Raw genomic sequence first — 21136 nt, forward strand, 5'->3', positions numbered from 1 at the left:
TGGTAAGTTAATAATAACTGTAAAAGGAGGCGTGGTGGATGGCAGAGGAGATTTTGATTGTTGAGGATGAGGAAAAAATTGCGCGCTTATTAGAGCTTGAATTAACGTATGAAGGTTATCAAGTGACAAAGGTGTATGATGGCATGGAGGCGATGAATCATTACCGAGAAAAAGAGTGGGATCTTATCCTCTTAGATGTGATGCTACCAGGTTTAAGTGGGATGGAAATTCTGCGTAGAATTAGAGGGAATGATACGGTTACACCGGTTATATTACTAACAGCTAAAGGTGCAGTAGAAGATAAAGTAACTGGACTTGATTTTGGGGCGAATGACTATGTCACCAAGCCTTTTCAAATAGAAGAATTGCTAGCACGAGTGAGAGCAGCTTTGCGATTGAAACAAAAAGGCGGTAAGGAAGAAGGAGGAAAATGGTTAACTTGTAGCGATTTAAAAATGAATGAGCAGACGAGAGAAGTCATGCGAGGGGAACAATCCATTGAGTTGACTGCTAAGGAATTCGATTTATTGCTCTATTTAGCTGAGAATGAACGCCAAGTGCTGACAAGAGACCAAATATTGTCTAAAGTGTGGGGGTACGATTACAGCGGTGATACAAATGTGGTTGATGTGTATATTCGTTATTTAAGAAGGAAGTTAGAAGTATCTGATGATGTCAAACCGCTTATTCAAACAGTAAGAGGTGTGGGCTATACCCTCAGGCAACCAACATGAAGATCAAAAATAGAATTCATTTATATACTGCGGTCTTATTTATTGTTTTACTCATTGTAATGAACTTTACAATATACTTTATTTTTCAATCCATTACGCTAGAGGGTGAGAAGGAGCAGGCAAAAGAAGAATTAAATAGGGTTTTAACTGAGTTCCATCAATCCCTAGGCACTCTTCCTCAAGGAAGCTTATTAAGGGCGTATGTACCGGTTGATGGGTTTATAAGAATTATTCATGAAAATGGAGAAGCAACAACAACCACTTCGATGGATAATGAAAAGGTAGATAAGCTGCCTTTTCAGTTTGGAGCAAGTGATAAGACAGAAATTATTAAAGACGAACATATAGTTATTAGTTTAACACCAATGATTTTGCCCAGTGGAGAAGTGGCAAACTTACAAATAGGAAAAGATATTGAAGCAAGTTATCGAAATTTAAATATATTAAAGACCGTTCTCTTTATCGTAACGCTAGTTGCAACGATACCTGTATTCCTTTCAAGTAGGTTTGTCGGCAACGTGATTATTACGCCGATTCTTTCTTTAACTGCAACAATGAAGGAAATTAGAAATAGTGGCCAATTTAAACAGCTGGAGCTCCATCGAAATGCAGACATCGAATTGAGGGAAATGGGTGAAACCTTCAATCATATGATTACGTTGCTTGAGGAGAATGATGAGAAACAAAAGCAATTTATTGCTAATGCTTCTCATGAATTAAAAACACCATTAACAATCATAGAAAGTTATGCTAATTTGCTTAAGAGACGCGGGTACCAAGATAAAGATTTAGTCGATGAATCTGTTGAAGCTATCCACTCAGAGGCAATAAGAATGAGAGAACTAACTGAACAATTGCTTCTTTTGGCGAAGAATAACGAAGAATGGAATGTACAAAAACAGGAGATTACGCTCTCCCCGTTCCTTTCTGAAGTTAGTCGTTCATTTGAGAGGGCGTATCAGCGCCACATTACAATAAATGGCTTAAAAGAAACGACGGTCACTTCTGATGAGCAAAAGCTTAAGCAACTATTGTTTATCTTATTAGATAACGCTAGGAAATATAGTGAAAATGAGATTGAAATTATTATCGGGAAGGCAAATGAGCAAACATTTATTGAAGTAATTGATACAGGAGTTGGTATTTCTAAAGCTGATCAGGCGAGAGTGTTTGATCGCTTTTACCAAGTAGATCCCGCAAGGAAGCGGGGGAAAAATGGTAGCGGACTCGGTTTATCTTTGGCAAAAGAAATCTCAGAAGCGATTGATGTTCAGTTAACGCTTCAAAGCGAATTAGGAATAGGAACGAAAGTGAAAATACTTTTTGATAAAGGGCAAAGTCAGGAGTGATGAGAAAATGAAGAAGAAGGTAATTAGTAGCTTAGGATTCATTCTGTTTTTTTTCATCATGATCATTATTGTCTGGCTCTTGCTCAAACAGTTTGTGTTGCCATCGGATGAATTAGCTGAGAGCGAGGTAAAGCAGATAGTTGAGGAACGATATGGAGGCGTTATCCAAGAAACAGAGAATAAAGGTAAAGAGTTTATCGTTTCTTTCGATCGAGCAGGCCAAATGTATCAACTACACATTAATCGTGCAAGTGGTGAAATTGAAGAAATGTCAAGAATAGGAGAAGAAAAACAACGTTTAACGGAACAAGAAGTCAAGGAATTAGTGCAAACTGCTTCTTTAGGGGAAATTGATTCAGTAAATCTAAAAGAAAAGTCAGGCGAAGAAGTATTTGTCGCTCAAGTAGTTAAAGACGGAGAAGCGCGTGAAATTACCTTACATGCAGTAACTGGGAAAGTCCTTTCAAATGAGCTGGCCAATGAACAGCCTCCGAAAAATACGATTCTGACAGAAGAAGAAGCGATTGAAATTGCTCTCCAAGCTGTTCAAGGCGAAGTAGACGATGTTGACTTGGAAAATGAAGAGGATCATGTCTTCTATCTTATCGAAATTGAAACGGGTGATGAAAAAGAGGCTATAGTTGAAGTGAATGCCATTACAGGTGAATCAACTGTGACTTGGGATTAATGAAAAAGAAGTGAATTCTAATCTTATTTTAATCTTCCTCACAATTTTATCTCATGATAGCTGTTTAATATAGCAGTATAGACATAACAAACAGGAGGAAATTAAAATGAAAAAAGTAGGAGTAGGTTTATTAGCAGGAGCTATTACATTAGGAGGCGTTTTCGCTGCAACCACATTTGCCAATGATGATGCCCCAAAAGCAACGGTAACAAATGGTGAAGAAGTGAAACAAAAACAAACAAGCAATACAAATGAAGGAACCCTTTCAATTGAAGAAGCAATCAAGACAGCACAAGAGGAAGGGAAAGGAAAAGTAACTGATGTTGAATTAGAGTGGGAAAGAGGAAATCTCGTATATAATGTAGAGCTACAAGGGAATGGGACTGAAACAGATGTAGAGTTAAATGCAAATACTGGTGAAGTGCTTAAAGTGAAATCAGAGAAAGAAGATGAGCAGGACGAAGAAATTACACTGGATCAAAAGCTATTCTCTGCAAGTGAAGCCATTCAATTAGCTGAAAAAGAAGCAGGCGGAGAGTTCAGTGAACTGCAACTTGATCACGATAATGGGACACTTATTTACGATATTGAATTAGAAGGCAAACAAGAAGCAGAAATAAAAATTGATGCTTTAACGGGTAAAGTACTAAAAGTTGAATTAGATGATTAATAAAAATAATAAGAGAGTGCTCATCTTCTGGTGAGCACTTTTTATTATGAACATAAGTACAAATAATGAGAGTAATTCGCCAACTGCTGCTATTAATTTTTATCTAGAAAACGTCTTTACTCTAAAGTGCGAGTTGTTTTCCTTGTTTTTAATCGTTATACTTCTTATTATAGATATTAAAGGTCTATAATATATTTATATTGAGGAGTGAGTAATAAAATGTTAGATTGTGTGATTATTGGTGGCGGTCCAGCAGGTATGAATGCGGCGCTTGTATTAGGGAGAGCAAGAAAAAATATCATGCTTTTTGATGATGATAAACCGAGGAATAGTGTTACACATGAATCACATGGTTTTATTACACGAGATGGAATTGCACCAGTTGAATTTAAACGTTTAGCAAAAGAAGATCTTCAGAAATATCCAAGCATTTCATTAAAGAACGAAAAGGTGACGGGGCTTAAAAAAGAAAACAATATATTCCTCATTAAGACAAGCTCAGGTAATCTTATACAATCGAGAAAAGTGATTTTAGCAACGGGAGTGAAGGATCAATTACCTCCTATTAAAGGATTAAAAGAGTTATATGGCAAAAGTATCTTTCATTGTCCTTTTTGTGATGGTTGGGAGTTAAGGGAGAGAAAACTCGTGGTTGTTTCTGAGATGGAAGGTATTACCCATATGGTTAAATTACTAACGAATTGGAGTAATGATATTATTGTATGCTCTAATGGGAAAAAGCTTTTAACAGGAGAAGAAAAAGAAATGTTAGCCTCGAAAGGAATCCGTGTATTGGAGGAAGAAATTGCTTATTTACATGGTGAAGAGGGACAATTACAAGAAGTTGTCTTTACAAATGGGGATAGATTAGAAAGGAATGGTGGATTTGTTGGGATGATGTCAAAGCAAGCTTCTCCTTTAGCTGATATAATAGGTTGTAAAGTAAATGAAAATGGTGGCATTATCACAGACGAATTTGGTAGAACAAATATAGAAGGTGTTTATGCTAGTGGTGACACATCAACAATGCCAATGGCTCAACTTATATTTGCGGCTAGTGACGGAAGTAGGGCGGGCATTGCTGTTGTGAGTGATTTATTAGCCGAAGATTTTTAGAAAAAAGGAGTAGTAAAAATGAAATATTCAAGTGCGACGAATTATGGTTTACACACAATGGCTTACTTATACTTGGCTCCAAAAGGTGAATCTGTCGGGGTGGACGTGTTAGCAAAAGTGCAAGATCTATCGCCGACTTATTTATCAAAAATATTAACAAAGCTGGTAAAAGCGGGGTTAATCGAATCCACACCCGGAGCAAAAGGTGGTTACCGTATAGTGAAGCGTAATGGAGATATTTCATTTTTACAAGTGATCCAAGCGATAGAAGGAAGTAATCAACTGTTTCACTGTTCACTTGATCACGACCACCCACATAATGAAGGCTGTTTAATTGAGCAGGCAATGCTTAGAGCAGAAGAGCAAATGGTAAGACAGCTGGAGCAAACCTTCATTAGTGACATTGCTGAACAAATGAAAGCTTCTCAAAAAGCAGTTGATTTAAATTAAGTAAATGAAAATGGAATGAAAAGGCTCGAGACTCTATATGATTGGTGGCTTGAGCCTTTTTTTATATTTTAAAACCTATGTAAAAAATGACATTTAGGGTATTCCTACACATTGGATAATAATGTTAAGATATGAGGTATGTAGTTATGTTAAAAAGAGAGGTGACCCTTCCTGAATTTGGTTTTATGGGTTCTTTTTGCGTATGCTTGTGGTTGTTTAAATGGGGCCTATTATATTGGTCATTTTTTATATGGTGAGGATATAAGAGTAAAGGGAAGTGGTAATGCAGGTGCACGTAATGCCGGTAGAGTGATGGGTAGGAAAGCTTTTGTGTATACCGTGATTATTGATGCACTCAAAACCATTTTCCCTTTATTAGTAGTCATTTATTTGGGGGAAGCTAGTAATCTAGTACTCGCTTGCGTTGTGGTAGCAATCTTATGTGGTCATATCTGGCCAGTGCAATTACATTTCCATGGGGGAAAGGGAATTGTTGTCTATCTAGCTGTCTCATTGGTATTGTTGCCAATGGGTTTACTAATCGTCGGTGGACTCATTCTCCTGCTATATATCATCACAAAGAAGTTGACTATCCCTACACTAACTAGTTTTTTTATCATGCCTATTCTACTTATGATAAAAAGTAGTTGGATGTTAGCGGCGGCATACTTTTTTATGCTATTCATTATTGTAAGGCTGCATAGAAGTGGAGGAGTGGAATGATGACAGCAATTGTTTATAAACGTGCAGATCAAAGTTCTGAACTGGAGCAGATTCATCAATTAAACTATGAAACATTTGTAGAGGAAATACCGCAACATAGAGTGAATGAACAGAGAAAATTAATTGATCGCTTTCATGATGCTAATACATATATTATCGCTAAAAAAGAAGATGAAGTCGTTGGTATGATTGCTGTGAAAGGGACGAGACCATTTTCATTAGACGAAAAGCTTGATCAATTAGACGCGTACCTGCCACCAAACGAAACCTTATGTGAGATACGGTTATTATCTATCAAAGCACCTTATCGTGGGAGTCGCGTATTTTACGAGTTAAGCAAAGCTTTAGTTGATTTCTGTCTTAAAGAGCATTATACAATGGCTATCATTTCTGGAACATTAAGACAGACAAAGTTATATAGACATCTTGGATTCCGTCCCTTTGGTCCTTTAGTAGGTACAAAGGAAGCGCCATACCAACCAATGTATTTAACAAAAGAAAGTTTCGAGGCAGCATCTAAGCTTTTTCAAAAAATGCTGAGGCGGAACGCGAAAGAGAATGGACATTTTTTCCTTCCTGGTCCAGTTTCGATCGCAGATAAGGTAAAGGAGGCGTGGGGGAGAGAGCCAGTGTCCCACCGTTCTCATGAAGTAAGCTCTATGTTGAGCAAGCTAAAAAAGAAGCTTTGCGCATTAACTAATGCTAATGAAGTCGAAATAGCTGTTGGTACCGGAACAATGGCAAATGATATGGTTGCTGCCCATTTATCAATAGTAAATGAGAAGGGGCTTATTTTAGCAAACGGTGAATTTGGGTACCGGCTCATTGAGCATGGTAAGCGTTTCAAATTACCTTTTGCGACAGTTGAGAAACCATGGAACGCACCTATAGATATAAGCGAAGTAGAGAACATGTTACGGGACAATCGAGATATTGGCTGGATTTGGACTGTACACTGTGAAACATCTACAGGTTATCTTTTTCCATTAGAAGAATTGGAACAGCTTTGTCTGCAGTATAATGTGAAGCTATGTGTAGATGCTTGCAGTTCGCTAGGAATTGTTCCAGTTCATCTAAAGAATGTATATATCACGAGTGCGGTAAGTGGGAAAGGCTTAGGTTCATATCCTGGTTTAGCGCTGGTTTTTCATCAAACACAAATCAAGCCTCATCATCAATTACCGAAATATCTTGATATTGGTGTGTATCAGGCCAAGGCGAGTATTCCGTTTACACATTCATCAAATGGACTGTATGCACTATCTGTAGCGATAGAGAATCATCATTATGCAAGTCATGCTTTATATGAATTAGTACGTCAAAAATTAGTAGAGGCAGGCTTAAGAGTGTTTTATGGAGAAAATTATTCTCCGGGTATTTTGACTGTTCAATTAGAGATAGAAATTAGTTCAAGAGAGTTTGGCGATCAATTGAAGCACGTAGGGGTTTATGTCAGTTATGAAAGCAACTATTTGCTTGAGAGAAACTGGTTTCAGATTGCACTAATGGGGGAACAGAAAAAGGCAGATGTTGAGGATGCGATGATTCGCTTGCTTAAAGTCTATGACAGCTTTCATAGTAGGAAGGTAATGGGATGAAAAACTTTATAAATTGGGTTGGTAAGCATTATCTAGCTGCACTCTTTGTCATGTTATGGGTAAAGGTAGTGGTTGTTACATGGGTAGGCTTCAATTTAACCGTCGAGACATGGCTAGACTTTCTCGTCCTTCTCGTTAATCCAATTGGTATTAGCTTGCTACTTATGGGCCTTGCTTTTATATTCAAAAAAAGTTTTTCCATGATAGGCGTGTTAATTGCCTATGTGTTGCTTATTGGTTTATTATATGCGAACTTACTATATTATCGTTTCTATATTGATTTTGTAACAGTATCTGTCCTTATGCAGCTAAATAATGTTGGTGGACTTGGACCTAGTACGTTAGAGTTAATTTCGCCTTTAGATTTGCTATTATTCTTAGATATTATCTTTTTTGTTTATGTATGGCGAAAAACAAAACAAACAAAGTGGCAACCAGCTATGCCTCATAAAAAGAAGTATGTTGGCTTGACTATGGTCTTAATCATGATGACTGTTTCCCTCGCATTATTGAGAAATCCCTACGTGCTTCAAGCAAACTATGACAGGGAACAGCTTGTTGAGTCATTAGGGCTATATAATTATCAAGTGTTCAACATTATTAATAGTTTGCAATCACCAATGATGAAAGTATTAGCTAGTGATAAAAGTGTTGAGCCTGTAACTAACTATTTACAGGGGATGCCTGATACTAAATCAGACTATTTTGGTCTTGCTGAGGGAAAGAATTTAGTATTGATTAGCTTAGAGTCTACGCAGAATTTCGTCATTAACCGTAAAGTCAATGGAGAAGAAATTACCCCATTTCTTAACTCCTTAATAGAAGATAGTTATTATTTTTCAAATATATATGAGCAAGCAGCACAAGGAAAAACGTCAGATGCAGAGTTCATGATTCATACAGGCTTATACCCTTTATCCAGTGGTTCTGTCTTTGTTAGACGCCCTGAAAATGAGTTTATTTCTCTACCTAAATTATTGAAAGCAAAAAATAATTATAGCGCTGCCACTTTCCATGGTAACAGCATTAATTTTTGGAATCGAAAGCAAATGTATCCGAGCTTAGGGTATAATCAATATTTTTCTCAAGAGGACTATCATATTACAGAAGAGAATTCCGTAAACTATGGTATTAAAGATATTCCCTTTTTTGAACAATCAATCACACATCTTTCAACGCTAACTGAACCTTATATGGCTAGTTTCCTTACATTAACAAATCATTTTCCTTTTTTATTAGAAAGTGAGGACCAACGAATGCCTCCTGCTGATACGTCGGTTGACGTTGTTAATCGTTATGTGACAACGGTTAATTATGAAGATGCAGCGATTGAAAGATTCTTTGATTTGTTAAAAAAGGAAGGCATGTATGAAGACACCATTTTCGTTATCTATGGTGATCATTATGGGATTTCTCAAGAATTTGAAGAAGGCGTGCATGAGTTATTAGATCAACCGGAGACGCCGATTAATCATCTTCAATTGCAGCAAATTCCTCTTATTATTCATATACCTGGTGAAGAAGGTGCGATATTTGAAACAATCGGTGGCGAAATTGATATTCATGCGACTATCCTCGAACTAATGGGTATTGATGAGGAGCAAAGAACAAACTTTAGTGAAAACCTCTTTACGAGAGATCCTAATAAACCTGTTGTCTTTCGTGATGGCAGTATGGTAGCTAGTGAATATGCTTATCTTAACAATGCTTGTTACAGCATGAATACTGAATCACTAACTGAAGAAGAAAACTGTGAAACTTATCTAGAAACGGTACGTAAAGAACTTAAGTTATCTGATGAAATTATTTTAGGGGATTTATTTAGGTTTATAGAATAGGAGGGAAAGAATGGAACAACAAAAAACAAATACGAAAGCAGTGGTTTCCCTGACTCTAGGGATTCTCTCATTGCTCGTTCCATTTATCGGCTTCTTATTAGGGATTATTAGTATTGTATTTGGAAGGTTGTCAGCAAAAGAAATCCTGCAAACAGGAGAAAAAGGGAAATCGCTAGCAACGGCCGGCCTTATCTGCGGGATTATAGGTATCATTCTTACGGTCATATGGATATTATTTGCGTTACTTGGTTTCTTTGCTTATTCAACTTTTGAGACAGAAATACAGGAAATGCCTTAACGGAAATGCGCTTCTTCTAATGGAAGGAGCGTTTTTTTATGCCCAAATACCAAAGGAAAAGGATGGTATTTTTTATTGTTAATTTATCCCACTTGATTTATAATTGCTTTTAATATAAAGAGCTGGAGTGAACAAGTTAATGGCAGAATTGATCACAGCAAAATTACTTTTGATCGCATGTTTTCTATTAATCGTTACATTAATAGAGACTTTAGCTTACTCGACTAGGATTGCTGGAACAAGAGTAAGGTTGATTGCTACAGCAATCTCATTGTTCAGTACATTAGTGATTGTCTCGCGATTTTCGACGATGATTCAGCAACCGATGACGGCAAAGTTGATTAATGCAGCACCTGAAGGGAATGTCATGAAGTTCATTGAAGAACAGTATCGTCTGTTAATAGGTGTTACTTCAATAGGTGTATTGCTAGGCATGTTGCTCTTCCCTACATTTATTTTGATATTTTCAAAGGCAATCGTGCAAATGTCAGAACAACGGGGCTCAATCCCCGCATTAGTAAAGAAAAATATGAATTTACGAGGAATCAAGCGTATGCTTTCATGTATTAGAATCCCACGTTTCTATTATTTAAAAGGAATTACGTTACAAACCATTCCTAAGCGCTTATTTTGCTTGAATGTAATCGTCACAGCGGTGTTTACGACAGGGGTGCTATCATCTATCTATGCTTCCATTATTGCACCAGAGTATGCGCAAGCAGCGTTAATGTCGTCGGGTATCATAAACGGTGTAGCAACAATTATTCTGACATTATTTATTGACCCAAAAGCTTCAGTACTAGCTGATAGGGTGGTAACTAACCCAAGCAAATATATTTATTTGAAAAGTTATTCATTAACAATGGTCAGTTCTAAGTTTGTTGGCACATTGGCAGCGCAAATCATATTCTTGCCTGCTGCTTACTATGTAGCTTGGTTTGCACGTTGGATATAACAGATGGGGGGATATATATGTTGAAAAAACCACAAAGATTGCAAAGAGGTGACCGAGTAGCAACGGTGAGTCCTTCATGGGGAGGTGCAGGAGAAGAAGAAATTAAATGGCGTTACGAACAAGGGGTAAGGCGGCTTGAACAAGTATTTGGACTAGAAGTCGTCGCAATGCCGCACAGCCTGAAGGGGGCAGATTATTTATATCAACATCCCGAAGCGCGCGCTGAAGACTTAATGGCAGCTTTTTCTGATCATAGTATTAAAGCCATTATTGCCAATATTGGTGGAGAAGAGAGTATTCGCTTGCTGCCCTATATTGATTTTGATGTGATAAAAGAAAACCCTAAAATATTTATGGGCTATTCAGATGTCACGATTACTCATTTATTCTGTCACAAAGCAGGGCTATCGTCTTTCTATGGACCTGCGATTTTAACAGACTTTGCCGAGAATGTTGAGATGGATCCGTACACGGTTGAAAGCATCGAACGTACGCTATTTTCCTCTTCTCCAATTGGTGAACTGATGCCTGCTCCGCATTGGACGAGTGAGAGACTCGAGTGGATAGAAGTCAATAAAGAGAAGCGGCGAAAAATGAATAAGAATAACGGTTATGAGGTCCTGCAAGGAAGCGGTAAGGTACAAGGATCGTTAATTGGCGGCTGTATTGAAGTGCTGGAATTTGCTAAGCAAACCATTCTTTGGCCAGAGAAAGAGTATTGGGAAGGTAGTATTTTGTTTTTTGAAACGTCTGAAGATAAGACGGCCCCTGATTATGTGAAGTATTGGCTCAGAAATTATGCAGCGCAAGGAATATTGAAAGCAGCAAATGGAATCGTATTTGCTAAGCCTTATGATGAAGCATACTATGAAGAATACAAGATGGTGATATTAACCGTTTTACAGGAATACGGTTTAACTGATGTACCCGTTCTTTATAACTTAAATTTTGGACATACCGAACCAAAATTTATTTTGCCTTATGGGGCAACTGCTCAAATTGATGCTGATCTTGGCTCCTTTGCCATCTTAGAAAATGGTGTGGAGTAGTGTTAGTCTATAATTACTGGATGAGTTCATTCATTGGTTTTATATTATTGCAATGTATTGTAGGAATTTGGTTGTTAGCAAAAAGGGCAAATAAGACTATGAGAGGTCTGGTTTTTTCTATCCTTTTTACATTTTGGATGTTAGTGAATGCGGTGTTTTTCTATTTTTTCGCTGGTTTATCAAGGGGATTTTGGGGCTCACTCTTGTTTGTTTTTACTGGTAGTCTGCTTATTACCTTTTATTTTAAACGGCGAAGTAGGGAGAAAATCTTTGAAAGTAGATGAAAAAATGGGTTTGTTTTTTGAAAAAAGTAATGTAAAGCCAATTAAAATTTTTACTATACTTCGGTTCGTATTCATTTTCATGCTATTACTCTATTTAATTTTGGGTCTTCAAAACACTGACTTGTTATTACCGAGTAGATTATATCTCATTTTGGCCATGATGTTTCTAATGGATGCGGTAGAATCATGGATGCAAAAAAGTAAATATTTATTTCGATATTTGATGTTAAGTCTTCTCTTTTTGTTTTTATTGTTCATCTATTAATAAATGATCTAGAGGATGGTGATAGAGGTGGAGCAGTACAAAGCAGAGAAAATGCTTATTCCTTTATTGTTGTTGCTAGTAAATATCGTTCTTACTTCCTTAATTATTCAAGAGCTTTTAGACACAACCGGCAAGGTCTATGGCATCTTTGGATTACTTACCCCCATTTTAGCTATCATTTCTTTCTTTTATATTAGGAACAAAAATAGCATGAGCCCGCTCATTATCTTTTTACAAGGGTTAAATGGGTTTTTTGTTCTCTTTCCTATTATTGTTTTACTTGTTTCTTTCCTTTGATTGTAAATTTGGTATTTGGTCTCCTTGATATCAGAACCTGAGCTGTGAGCGTTGTCAAAGGAAGAATCACAAGGGGGGCAGAAAAGAAAAATCGTCTGCCTGCTTAAGAAGTTGAGTTTGCGGACAAAAACTAATAGGAAAAGAAAGAAAACTTGGGGCAAGTTGCGTATACGAGCAAAAGTCATCCAGAAAATCAAAGATAAGTAGGGTAAAAGGAGGAGTCGCGACTAATCAGAGTGGAAACTGAAAGATTAGTAGTGAAAAAGAGGAAATCGCGACTGATCAGAGCAAAAACACAAAGATAAGTAGAGAAAAAGAGGAAATTGCGACTGATCTGAACAAAAACACAAAGATAAGTAGTGAAAAAGGAGAAATCGCGACTGATCTGAACAAGGTCTAAAAGATAAGTAGAGAAAAAGAGGAAACCGCGACTGATCTGAGCAAAAACACAAAGATAAGTAGTGAAAAAGAGGAAATCGCGACTAATCTGAACAAAAACACAAAGATAAGTAACATAAAAGAGGAAATCGCGACTAATCTGAACAAAAACACAAAGATAAGTAGCATAAAAGAGGAAATCGCGACTGATCAGAGCAAAAACACAAAGATAAGTAGCGAAAAAGGAGAAATCGCGACTAATCAGAGCAAAAACACAAAGATAAGTAGCATAAAAGAGGAAATCGCGACTGATCTGAACAAGAACTAAAAGATAAGTAGAGAGAAAGAGGAAACCGCGACTGATCTGAACAAGAACTAAAAGATAAGTAGTGAAAAAGAGGAGATCGCGACTGATCTGAACAAAAACACAAAGATAAGTAGCATAAAAGGGAAAACCTCGACTGATATGGAGGTAAAAGGTAAAGAACTGCGTGCATGTTGTGTTTACGCGCAAAATGGTACAAGAAAAGCAAGTGAAATTGTGAGTTAAAATTTATTAGCAGATATTTTTTTTGTACATTGATTGCTGCTGCCAGGAAAGGTTCCAGAGTCGAGAGCATCACAAACAAGAATCCTCTACTATGGTGCCCAATGGAAATTAATAGTTGATTTTCACAGCAACTCCTCTCTGTATTATTAGACGATATTTTCATAAAATCACAAAAAAGAAGCGTTCTTCATTTGAACGCTTCTTTTTCATTTTACGCCAGTTATTTTGTAAAAAAGTTTTCCGGCATGAACAAATAAAGACGAAAAAATCAAAAATCATGAACAGTTTTTGTTCTAGTTTGAATTTTCATTTTTCACTACACTAACAGTAGAAACTTAATTAAAAGAAAATTTCGAATCAACAATGTAAGCGATATCAAATTAATTGTTTTTATATTTCATAAACGGGGTGAGTAACAATGAATGTTAATACGGTGGATAATATAACGGAAGAAGCGCTATTACAGGGAGCCGAAAAGATTGGTATGCTCGCTGAAGAAGAAGCACATGAGGCTGATAAGAATGCCACGGTTTCAGCAAATGTTGTGAATTTGATAAAAGAAACACAAATCTCAAGGATGATGTTACCGAGGGAATATGGTGGGCCACAAGCGAGTTTATCTACTTTTGCAAAAGTGATTCAAAAGGTGGCAAATTATAATCTTTCTGCTGCTTGGTTAACCTTCCTTTACCCTTTACACAATTCATTACCATCTTATTTACCGAAAGCAGGAAGAGATGAAGTAGTCAATCAAGGTGGATTGATTGCAGATATCTTTGCAGCATTAGGTACAGCAGAACCTGATGGAGATGGATTAAGAATTAGTGGGAAATGGAATTTTGTCAGTGGCATTCTTCATAGTGATTGGGTTGGCGTAGGGGTGAAAGTTCAATTACCAGGACGTGATAAACCAGTAGTCTGCCTACCCATTTTGAAAACATCTGAGGTTGAAATCGTTAAAAATTGGGATACTTTTGGATTAAGAGGGACGGGAAGTAACCAAATCATTGCAGATAATGTGTACGTACCGAAAGAGCGTATTCTCGATTTAGAAAAAGCGGAATCAACAAGAAGGCCACCAGAAGAAGATTATGATAAAAGTTATCCGTTTTATCATGTGCCATTTTATCCGGCATTTTATATTGGATTCCCAGCGATTGCTATCGGTGGTGCGGAAAGAGTGATTGAAGAGTTTAAAGTGTTAACGGAAAAGCGTGTTCGTTTGATGGATGGGATGAGAGAAAGTGAGTCCCCTCGAAGTCAACGTGTAATAGCAGAAATTTCTACTGATTTGCATGCAGCAAAAGGGTTGATGGCTCAATACATTTCTTTATTAGAAAATTACGAAAAGGATGGCGAAATGACACCGCTCGGGGAGTTTTTTGCCATTAGAACTAAAATTATAAAGCTTTGTACAGATATCGCTGTTCGTGCCATGTTAACACTTGGTGGTGCTGCACTGTATAAAGGTGGAACTTTAGAAATGTTTATCCGTGATATTTTATCCGTGGCTACACATAAAACATCACTTTATGAAGATTCTGTTGCTGCTTACGGGCAAGACTTATTTGGATTTGAGAGTGGCGTCAGAGGTTAATGAAAGGAGAGGTAAAGATGGATGATCGTTTATTTAGAAATGCAATGAGTAAATTTGCCACCGGTGTAACGGTGATTGCAACCGAAACAAATGGGAATGTTCATGGGATGACGGCTAATGCCTTTATGTCGGTATCACTTGATCCTAAATTAGTAGTTATCTCTATTGGGGAGCGAGCGAATATCCTTTCGAAAATTAAAGATAGTGGGATATTCACCGTCAATATTTTGGCTGATGATCAAAAAGAGCTGTCTATGAATTTTGCTGGACAGTTAAAGGAAACAAAGGAAGTGTCATTCGCGAGATTAAATGACATGCCGGTCATTGACGGGGCAGTGGCACAAATGGCATGTGAAGTATCGGCCACACATGTAGAAGGTGACCATACGTTATTTATTGGTCGGGTGAAGGATGTGTATTTAGAAGAAAAAGATCCATTATTATTCTTTAACGGCAAATACCGTTCAATGATAGCAGTAGAAGAGCCAATTTCTTAACAATAAAGGAGGGAAGTCAGATGAAAACCATCGTCTTAAATGAGGAAGAGCTCCATGGCGTATTAGGTAAAAACATAGAATCATGTGTGATGGCGCTCGGATTTTTCGATGGCCTTCACATTGGTCATCAAGAAGTCATTCGCCAAGCAAAGGTGGAAGCAAATAAACGCAACCTGCCACTAGCAATCATGAGTTTTTTTCCTCATCCGAAAACGGTGTTAATGAAGCGATCTGACTTTCCTTATTTAATGCCATTAGAGGAAAAGAAAAAGAGAATGAGTTCTCTTGGTGTCGATCTTTTCTATATCGTTCCATTTAATCATGCATTTGCTAGCCTCTCCCCAGAAGCATTTGTTGAGCAATATTTACTCACTCTCGGCGTTAAACATGCAGTTGCTGGTTTCGACTTTCATTATGGTAACAAGGGAGTCGGACATATGGCCAGATTAGCAACTGATTCAGGCTATCAAATAACGACAACATCTGTTTCAAAATTGAGCAGAAATGGGTTGAAAATTAGTTCCTCTTATATCCGCAGCTGTTTACAGCAGGGGGAAGTAGATTTAGCAAATGCGCTTCTTGGTAGGCCGTATCAAGTGAAGTTGCAAAGGAACGGTAGCACGTACTGGGTTAAACCTTTTTATACTCTACCTGCACTTGGTGAATATGAAGTGAATTGCCAAGGGGATATGCATACAGTCAAAGTCCTTAGCAAAGAAGAAGTAGAATGGCAATCGAACAAGACCTTACCAAAAGAATTAAGCATTCATTGGTTGAAAAAAACAGATGCAAAAGAACAAATCAGTTAAATCAATATATTGATAAATAGGAGAGTGAAGAGTAATGATTCTTCGTTTAGGGCAAATCGAGCTGTTTGTAACAGATTTAAATAAGTCTAAAGACTTTTATGTAGATGTACTAGGGTTTATTGAAGTGGAAAGAACAGAGTCAAGTCTATATTTGCGTGCGATTGATGAATTTGATCGATATTCTTTAATTTTAACGCAAAAGCCAAAAGCAGCTCTTGGTAGTTTTAGTCTACGTGTATCTAGTCCTGAGTATTTAAGAGAGTTAGAGAAGCAACATCAAGAAATGGGAGTTGCCACTCAATATGTCGAGAATAGTATCCACCCAGGAAAAGGGCCGGTACTTAAAGTAGCTGAGCCAAATGGTCATCCGGTTGAATTCTATCATGCAATGGAAGAGATGAATGTAGGGAACAAAAGTGGCGGAGTAGATGCCTTGCCAATGAGATACTCCCATTTACATCGTGGTATACCGCCAGTAGCAATCGATCATATGAATCTGCGTGTAACAAATGTAGATAAAGCGTTAGAATACTGGCAAGCAATTGGCTTTAGCATTTCAGAATATGTTCAAGGAGATGAGGGGAAATTTGCTGCATGGACAAGAGCGAAAACATCTACACATGACGTAGCCCTTGTCCAACATAAAGAAACATCTCTGCATCATATTGCTTATATTGTAGACGGTATTTCTTCCGTTGTGAAAACGGCTGACTTACTTGCAGACGCAGGCTACCGCGCAAATATCGATTATGGACCAGGTCGTCATGGGGTAACAAATGCCTTCTTCTTATATGTAAGAGACCCAGACGGTCATCGTATTGAGATTTATTCTGGTGATTATAAACGTGATACTGATTTACCACCAATTGGCTGGACCAAGGAAGAATATGATACAAAGGGTCGTTTATGGTGGGGACCATCAGTGCCGGATTCTTTCTTTGAAACAACACCAGTGAATGATGAGTGGATGAAAGAGAAAGTGACAAAATAAAGAGAATAGGAGAGGATTATATGTCTATTTGGAACGATTTAGCAGATATCGAATTTAAACTTCATTTTGTCGATGCAGATGGGGTGAAAACGAGAGTACTAGAATCGGGAACAGGAGAGCCTCTTTTACTTTTACATGGTACAGGGGGGCACATCGAGGCTTACGCAAGAAATATCAAAGGATTGGCTGAGCATTTCCGCGTGATATGTATCGATATGTTAGGTCATGGATATACAGAAAAGCCAGACTATCCGTACGGCATTGATAGTTACAGTGACCATTTATTAGCTGTAATCAAAGCGCTTGATTTAGAAAAAGTATATTTATCTGGCGAGTCTCTTGGTGGATGGGTGGCTGCCTGGTTTGCTGCTCACCATCCGTCCTATGTGGAATCCATGGTGCTCAATACTCCTGGTAATGTGAATAACAAACCTGAAGTTATGGCAGGGCTAAAAGCGTCAACATTAAAAGCTGTACTTGAAGCAAACTATGAAAATGTGAAAACGAGATTAGAATGGTTAATGTATGATAAATCACAAGTAACAGATGAGTTAATTGAATCTCGGTACAATATTTATACTCAACCTGCTTATCAGGAAGCTGTCCATCATATTGTCCATTTGCAAAACATCGAAGCAAGAAAACAATTTAGTTGGGACCCATCATGGTGTGGCAAAATCAATGTACCAACATTACTTGCTTGGACTGACCATGATCCAACTTCAACAGTAGAAGAAGCAGAACCGATCAAAGAGATGATTCCAGGGAGTGAACTGACAGTAATCAATGAGGCTGGCCACTGGCCACAATGGGAAAAACCGGAAGAATTCAATCAGGTGACTATTGATTTTTTAAAAAAACAAGTGGTATCTAAATAAATATTTATACACCCGTCTCTTAACAAAGTGGCGGGGTCTTTCCATATAGAAGGAGGTTCAATGATGACACTACAGTTAAATGATCAACTAAAAGAAGCTGCTCAAGCGCTTTTAGAAGCGGAGGAAACAAAGAAATCCCTCCAGCCATTAACAGATGAAATCGAGCAACTATCAGTTGATGAGGCGTATCAGATTCAGATGGAAAATATTGATGTGAAGTTGGCTCAAGGAGAAAAGATAGTTGGGAAGAAAATCGGTTTAACCTCTCTAGCTATGCAAAAGGCCTTAGGGGTTGATCAGCCAGACTATGGCCATTTATTAAGTAGCATGGATGTCACCATGCAAAAATCGGCCATTCCTATGGATAAATTATTTGAGCCGAAAATTGAGGGAGAAATTGCGTTTGTATTGAAGCATGATTTGCGGGGGCCCAACATAACAGAGGCCGATGTTGTAGCAGCCACTGATTATATTATCCCTGCTTTAGAAATTGTGGATAGTCGAATCGAAAATTGGCGAATTAAACTGGAAGATACTATTGCTGACAATGCCTCAAGTGCCCAATTTGTTTTAGGTGAAGAACGATATGCTGTTGATAGTGTGAAGCTAAAAGAAATGGAAATGAAGTTATACAAAAATAACAAATTGATTAATAAAGGCTATGGTGCGGATGTATTAGGTAATCCGATAACTTGTGTTGCTTGGTTAGCTAATAAGCTGTCTGACTATGGTGTTCACTTGAAGGCAGGAGAAGTCATTTTATCAGGTGCATTATCTGCAGCGATTCCTGTGGAGAGAGGCGATTCATTTAAAGCAGAATTTAGTGGACTTGTGAGTGTAGAAGTGAGTTTTTAAAAACATAGCGGAGCATAGTCCTTCGCTTACTTTATCTTAAAAATCTTGAGAGTGAGGTCATCTAAATGGCGAAAAATCCTCGTACGAAAGAAGGTAAAATCTCGCGTCAGGCTATTCTAATTATTATTTTATTATTTTTACTGACAGTGATTAGTAATGCAGATAAAGCGATTATTGGATTTGCATCTGTTCCTCTGATGGAAGAATTAGGGTTGAATGCTGAACAGTGGGGGATCATTGGAAGTGCCTTTTTCTTTTTATATTCTATTTTTGCTATTATCGGGGGAACGTTAGCTGACAGATTCGGTGCAAAAATTGTTATTGCTGGTATGGCAATTGTTTGGGCGACAGTGCAGTTTTCTACCCTATTTGTATCAAGCTTTACCTTTTTATTGATAACACGCATTATACTAGGCGCAGGGGAGGGACCATCTTATTCACTCGCTATGACTGCTGCAACAAAATATCTACCAAAAGAGAAGCTTGGGATAGGTTTAACACTTGTTTCTGTAGGTGGTCCTTTAGGGGTAGCTATGTCGGCACCTATACTTATTTCATTAATCACTCAATTTGGTTGGCGTTCGGCATTTCTAGCAACTTGTATTGTCGGTTTGATTTGGGTTGTATTTTGGCTAATGATTGCAGAAAATGATCGCAAAGAAGCAATAGCAAAATACAAGGCTAATCGCCAACAAGGCCAACAAACAGCAGTAAGTAAATTTGGACCAGTGCTAAGGTCAAAAAACTTTATTCTTATTGCCATTTGTGGTTTTGCAACGTATTGGTCTTTTACCATTGGTTTAAATTGGCTTCCTAATTACTTGGAAAATGTCCGTCAATTGAGTGCAGAAACCTTATCTATAGTAGCAGCACTCCCATGGATAATGATTACCATTTCTCAAATCACCTTCTCTACTGTCTCAGATCGATTATTTAAGAAAACGAAAAGTATCGTGAAGGGTCGAGTGTTTGTACTGGGTCCGGTGATGCTAGCGGGAGCAGTTAGTTACTTTATAGGAACATTACTAAATGCGAATATGTTGGTGATTGCCTTTCTTTCTTTAGGGCTTACTTTCGGTTGTATCACACTTGTGCTTGGTCCGACTATTCTTTCGAGTATGGTCTCAAAAGAGCATATAGGTAAAGTGCAAGGGTGGTTTATGGCGTTTACCTCTTTAGGAGGAATCGTTGGTCCTTATATTACTGGTCTTCTTATTGAAAGATCTGCAACACAAGCAGCGGGCTTTCATATGGCATTTCAATTATGCGGTATAATCCTCCTTATTTGCGGTGGACTTGTCTGGTTATTTGTCCGGCCAAATAAAGATGAGAATATTCAATCAAACGTAGCATAAAGAAAATGAATGCGGTTACAATTAGTTTTTGAAAAAAATAAAAAATCAGAATAATTATATTGACAAACAAAAGGAAAACATCCTACAATTTTAATATGATATTAATGAATACCATTCGATATTATCGAACGTTGGAGGATGTATGACGATACAATCAGTTTTGCGTGCAACAGACATTTTAGAATTATTCCTTAATGGTCAAAAAGAGTTAAGTGTAAAAGAAATAGCGGAAGCCATGGAACTCTCTAAAAGCACGGTACATGGTTTAATAAAAACTTTGGCCTCGAAAGGTTATCTTTATCAAAATGAGGAAAGTGGTAAGTATCGTTTAGGTATGAAGCTTTTTCAACTAGGTCATATTGTTGAGAACCAACTCGATTACGCTGAAGTTTCGAGGCCAATCATCAATAAGCTTGTTACTACTCTAAAAGAAACGGTGCATTTAGTATCTTTTGAGCAAGGTGAAGCGATTTACATTGAAAAGAAGGAAGGTACTCATTCTTTACGAATCTATTCGCAGATTGGTAGGAGGGCACCCTTTCACTGTACGGGAGTAGGGAAAGCGATATTGGCTTTTTTACCAAAAAAAGAACAAGAAGAAATCATCGAAACCCTTACTTTAGAGTCGTTCACTGAGAATACCATTGTTACTAAGCAAGCATTAGTAAAGGAATTAGCTGTAGTGAAAGAGCAGGGATTCGCTGTTGATAACGAGGAGATTGAACTCGGTCTTATATGTACAGCAAGCCCGATCTTTAATTATCAAGGAAGGGTAGTTGGTTCCATTAGTTGTGCGGTACCAACAGTACGATTAAATGAGGGACATCAACAAGAGGTTATTACTGGAATTAAAACTGCTGCCAATGAAATTTCAACTACACTTGGATATTAGAAGGAAATTAAGGAGGGAAC

The 21136-nt window shown here is 37.6% G+C and carries 21 protein-coding genes; all 21 read left to right on the forward strand.

The window, feature by feature from the left end; genetic code table 11:
• The first annotated feature begins 38 nt into the window (after positions 1–38).
• The 21 genes from MKX83_RS01950 (at position 39) to MKX83_RS02050 (ending at position 21116) form a co-directional block, all read left to right on the forward strand.
• On the forward strand, positions 39–734 hold the full coding sequence (locus MKX83_RS01950; protein ID WP_095370967.1) for a response regulator transcription factor: 696 nt from the start codon (positions 39–41) through the stop codon (positions 732–734).
• On the forward strand, positions 731–2083 hold the full coding sequence (locus MKX83_RS01955; protein WP_341053809.1) for a sensor histidine kinase: 1353 nt from the start codon (positions 731–733) through the stop codon (positions 2081–2083). The genes MKX83_RS01950 and MKX83_RS01955 overlap by 4 nt, the downstream gene beginning before the upstream one ends.
• Positions 2084–2090: 7 nt before the next feature.
• On the forward strand, positions 2091–2771 hold the full coding sequence (locus tag MKX83_RS01960; RefSeq protein WP_095370965.1) for a PepSY domain-containing protein: 681 nt from the start codon (positions 2091–2093) through the stop codon (positions 2769–2771).
• Positions 2772–2877: 106 nt separating this feature from the next.
• Positions 2878–3441 carry a PepSY domain-containing protein gene (locus MKX83_RS01965; RefSeq protein ID WP_095370964.1) on the forward strand — a complete coding sequence of 188 codons (564 nt, stop codon included), beginning with the start codon at positions 2878–2880 and terminating at the stop codon, positions 3439–3441.
• A 219-nt stretch (positions 3442–3660) separates the two neighbouring features.
• A complete protein-coding gene (locus tag MKX83_RS01970; protein WP_341053813.1) occupies positions 3661–4557 on the forward strand; it encodes an NAD(P)/FAD-dependent oxidoreductase in 897 nt (298 codons plus the stop codon).
• An 18-nt stretch (positions 4558–4575) separates the two neighbouring features.
• Positions 4576–5007, forward strand: coding sequence for an RrF2 family transcriptional regulator (locus MKX83_RS01975; RefSeq protein WP_095370962.1), 432 nt, complete (start codon positions 4576–4578; stop codon positions 5005–5007).
• A gap of 177 nt (positions 5008–5184) precedes the next feature.
• Complete coding sequence (locus MKX83_RS01980; RefSeq protein ID WP_233435322.1) at positions 5185–5730, forward strand: glycerol-3-phosphate acyltransferase; 546 nt, start codon at positions 5185–5187, stop codon at positions 5728–5730.
• The gene (locus MKX83_RS01985) at positions 5727–7328 is read left to right on the forward strand and encodes an aminotransferase class V-fold PLP-dependent enzyme (RefSeq protein WP_341053816.1); all 1602 of its coding nucleotides are present in this window, start codon (positions 5727–5729) and stop codon (positions 7326–7328) included. Before MKX83_RS01980 ends, MKX83_RS01985 begins: the two co-directional genes overlap by 4 nt.
• Positions 7325–9166, forward strand: a complete 1842-nt coding sequence (locus MKX83_RS01990) for an LTA synthase family protein (protein WP_322910273.1) — start codon at positions 7325–7327, stop codon at positions 9164–9166. Before MKX83_RS01985 ends, MKX83_RS01990 begins: the two co-directional genes overlap by 4 nt.
• Before the next feature lie 10 nt (positions 9167–9176).
• Positions 9177–9464, forward strand: coding sequence for a DUF4190 domain-containing protein (locus MKX83_RS01995; RefSeq protein ID WP_095370958.1), 288 nt, complete (start codon positions 9177–9179; stop codon positions 9462–9464).
• A 139-nt stretch (positions 9465–9603) separates the two neighbouring features.
• On the forward strand, positions 9604–10419 hold the full coding sequence (locus MKX83_RS02000) for a lipid II flippase Amj family protein (RefSeq protein WP_095370957.1): 816 nt from the start codon (positions 9604–9606) through the stop codon (positions 10417–10419).
• A 17-nt stretch (positions 10420–10436) separates the two neighbouring features.
• Positions 10437–11468 carry a S66 family peptidase gene (locus tag MKX83_RS02005; protein ID WP_322910275.1) on the forward strand — a complete coding sequence of 344 codons (1032 nt, stop codon included), beginning with the start codon at positions 10437–10439 and terminating at the stop codon, positions 11466–11468.
• 576 nt (positions 11469–12044) lie between these two features.
• Positions 12045–12314 carry a hypothetical protein gene (locus MKX83_RS02010; RefSeq protein WP_340977411.1) on the forward strand — a complete coding sequence of 90 codons (270 nt, stop codon included), beginning with the start codon at positions 12045–12047 and terminating at the stop codon, positions 12312–12314.
• Positions 12315–13660: 1346 nt separating this feature from the next.
• The gene (locus tag MKX83_RS02015; RefSeq protein ID WP_251163015.1) at positions 13661–14839 is read left to right on the forward strand and encodes an acyl-CoA dehydrogenase family protein; all 1179 of its coding nucleotides are present in this window, start codon (positions 13661–13663) and stop codon (positions 14837–14839) included.
• Between the two features lie 17 nt (positions 14840–14856).
• Complete coding sequence (locus MKX83_RS02020; protein WP_095370951.1) at positions 14857–15336, forward strand: flavin reductase family protein; 480 nt, start codon at positions 14857–14859, stop codon at positions 15334–15336.
• Positions 15337–15356: 20 nt separating this feature from the next.
• A complete protein-coding gene (locus MKX83_RS02025) occupies positions 15357–16145 on the forward strand; it encodes an FAD synthetase family protein (protein WP_340977412.1) in 789 nt (262 codons plus the stop codon).
• A gap of 34 nt (positions 16146–16179) precedes the next feature.
• Positions 16180–17136, forward strand: a complete 957-nt coding sequence (hpaD, locus tag MKX83_RS02030) for a 3,4-dihydroxyphenylacetate 2,3-dioxygenase (RefSeq protein ID WP_224938239.1) — start codon at positions 16180–16182, stop codon at positions 17134–17136.
• A gap of 20 nt (positions 17137–17156) precedes the next feature.
• The gene (locus MKX83_RS02035) at positions 17157–18014 is read left to right on the forward strand and encodes an alpha/beta fold hydrolase (protein ID WP_095370948.1); all 858 of its coding nucleotides are present in this window, start codon (positions 17157–17159) and stop codon (positions 18012–18014) included.
• A gap of 60 nt (positions 18015–18074) precedes the next feature.
• Positions 18075–18869 (forward strand): 2-keto-4-pentenoate hydratase, encoded by a 795-nt coding sequence (locus MKX83_RS02040; protein ID WP_095370947.1) that lies wholly within the window; start codon positions 18075–18077, stop codon positions 18867–18869.
• Between the two features lie 65 nt (positions 18870–18934).
• Positions 18935–20224 (forward strand): MFS transporter, encoded by a 1290-nt coding sequence (locus tag MKX83_RS02045; protein ID WP_095370946.1) that lies wholly within the window; start codon positions 18935–18937, stop codon positions 20222–20224.
• A gap of 142 nt (positions 20225–20366) precedes the next feature.
• Positions 20367–21116, forward strand: coding sequence for an IclR family transcriptional regulator (locus MKX83_RS02050; protein WP_340977414.1), 750 nt, complete (start codon positions 20367–20369; stop codon positions 21114–21116).
• Positions 21117–21136: the final 20 nt, after the last annotated feature.

Source organism: Cytobacillus sp. FSL M8-0252 (assembly GCF_038007345.1).
GTDB lineage: Bacteria > Bacillota > Bacilli > Bacillales > Cytobacillaceae > Cytobacillus > Cytobacillus kochii.

Excerpts from the sequence above, each read along its gene's own strand:
- MKX83_RS01950 (WP_095370967.1), top strand. The coding sequence starts at position 39 with ATGGCAGAGGAGATTTTGATTGTTGAGGATGAGGAAAAAATTGCGCGC.
- MKX83_RS01955 (WP_341053809.1), top strand. The coding sequence starts at position 731 with ATGAAGATCAAAAATAGAATTCATTTATATACTGCGGTCTTATTTATT.
- MKX83_RS01960 (WP_095370965.1), top strand. The coding sequence starts at position 2,091 with ATGAAGAAGAAGGTAATTAGTAGCTTAGGATTCATTCTGTTTTTTTTC.
- MKX83_RS01965 (WP_095370964.1), top strand. The coding sequence starts at position 2,878 with ATGAAAAAAGTAGGAGTAGGTTTATTAGCAGGAGCTATTACATTAGGA.
- MKX83_RS01970 (WP_341053813.1), top strand. The coding sequence starts at position 3,661 with ATGTTAGATTGTGTGATTATTGGTGGCGGTCCAGCAGGTATGAATGCG.
- MKX83_RS01975 (WP_095370962.1), top strand. The coding sequence starts at position 4,576 with ATGAAATATTCAAGTGCGACGAATTATGGTTTACACACAATGGCTTAC.
- MKX83_RS01985 (WP_341053816.1), top strand. The coding sequence starts at position 5,727 with ATGATGACAGCAATTGTTTATAAACGTGCAGATCAAAGTTCTGAACTG.
- MKX83_RS01990 (WP_322910273.1), top strand. The coding sequence starts at position 7,325 with ATGAAAAACTTTATAAATTGGGTTGGTAAGCATTATCTAGCTGCACTC.
- MKX83_RS01995 (WP_095370958.1), top strand. The coding sequence starts at position 9,177 with ATGGAACAACAAAAAACAAATACGAAAGCAGTGGTTTCCCTGACTCTA.
- MKX83_RS02000 (WP_095370957.1), top strand. The coding sequence starts at position 9,604 with ATGGCAGAATTGATCACAGCAAAATTACTTTTGATCGCATGTTTTCTA.
- MKX83_RS02005 (WP_322910275.1), top strand. The coding sequence starts at position 10,437 with ATGTTGAAAAAACCACAAAGATTGCAAAGAGGTGACCGAGTAGCAACG.
- MKX83_RS02015 (WP_251163015.1), top strand. The coding sequence starts at position 13,661 with ATGAATGTTAATACGGTGGATAATATAACGGAAGAAGCGCTATTACAG.
- MKX83_RS02020 (WP_095370951.1), top strand. The coding sequence starts at position 14,857 with ATGGATGATCGTTTATTTAGAAATGCAATGAGTAAATTTGCCACCGGT.
- MKX83_RS02025 (WP_340977412.1), top strand. The coding sequence starts at position 15,357 with ATGAAAACCATCGTCTTAAATGAGGAAGAGCTCCATGGCGTATTAGGT.
- hpaD (WP_224938239.1), top strand. The coding sequence starts at position 16,180 with ATGATTCTTCGTTTAGGGCAAATCGAGCTGTTTGTAACAGATTTAAAT.
- MKX83_RS02035 (WP_095370948.1), top strand. The coding sequence starts at position 17,157 with ATGTCTATTTGGAACGATTTAGCAGATATCGAATTTAAACTTCATTTT.
- MKX83_RS02040 (WP_095370947.1), top strand. The coding sequence starts at position 18,075 with ATGATGACACTACAGTTAAATGATCAACTAAAAGAAGCTGCTCAAGCG.
- MKX83_RS02045 (WP_095370946.1), top strand. The coding sequence starts at position 18,935 with ATGGCGAAAAATCCTCGTACGAAAGAAGGTAAAATCTCGCGTCAGGCT.
- MKX83_RS02050 (WP_340977414.1), top strand. The coding sequence starts at position 20,367 with ATGACGATACAATCAGTTTTGCGTGCAACAGACATTTTAGAATTATTC.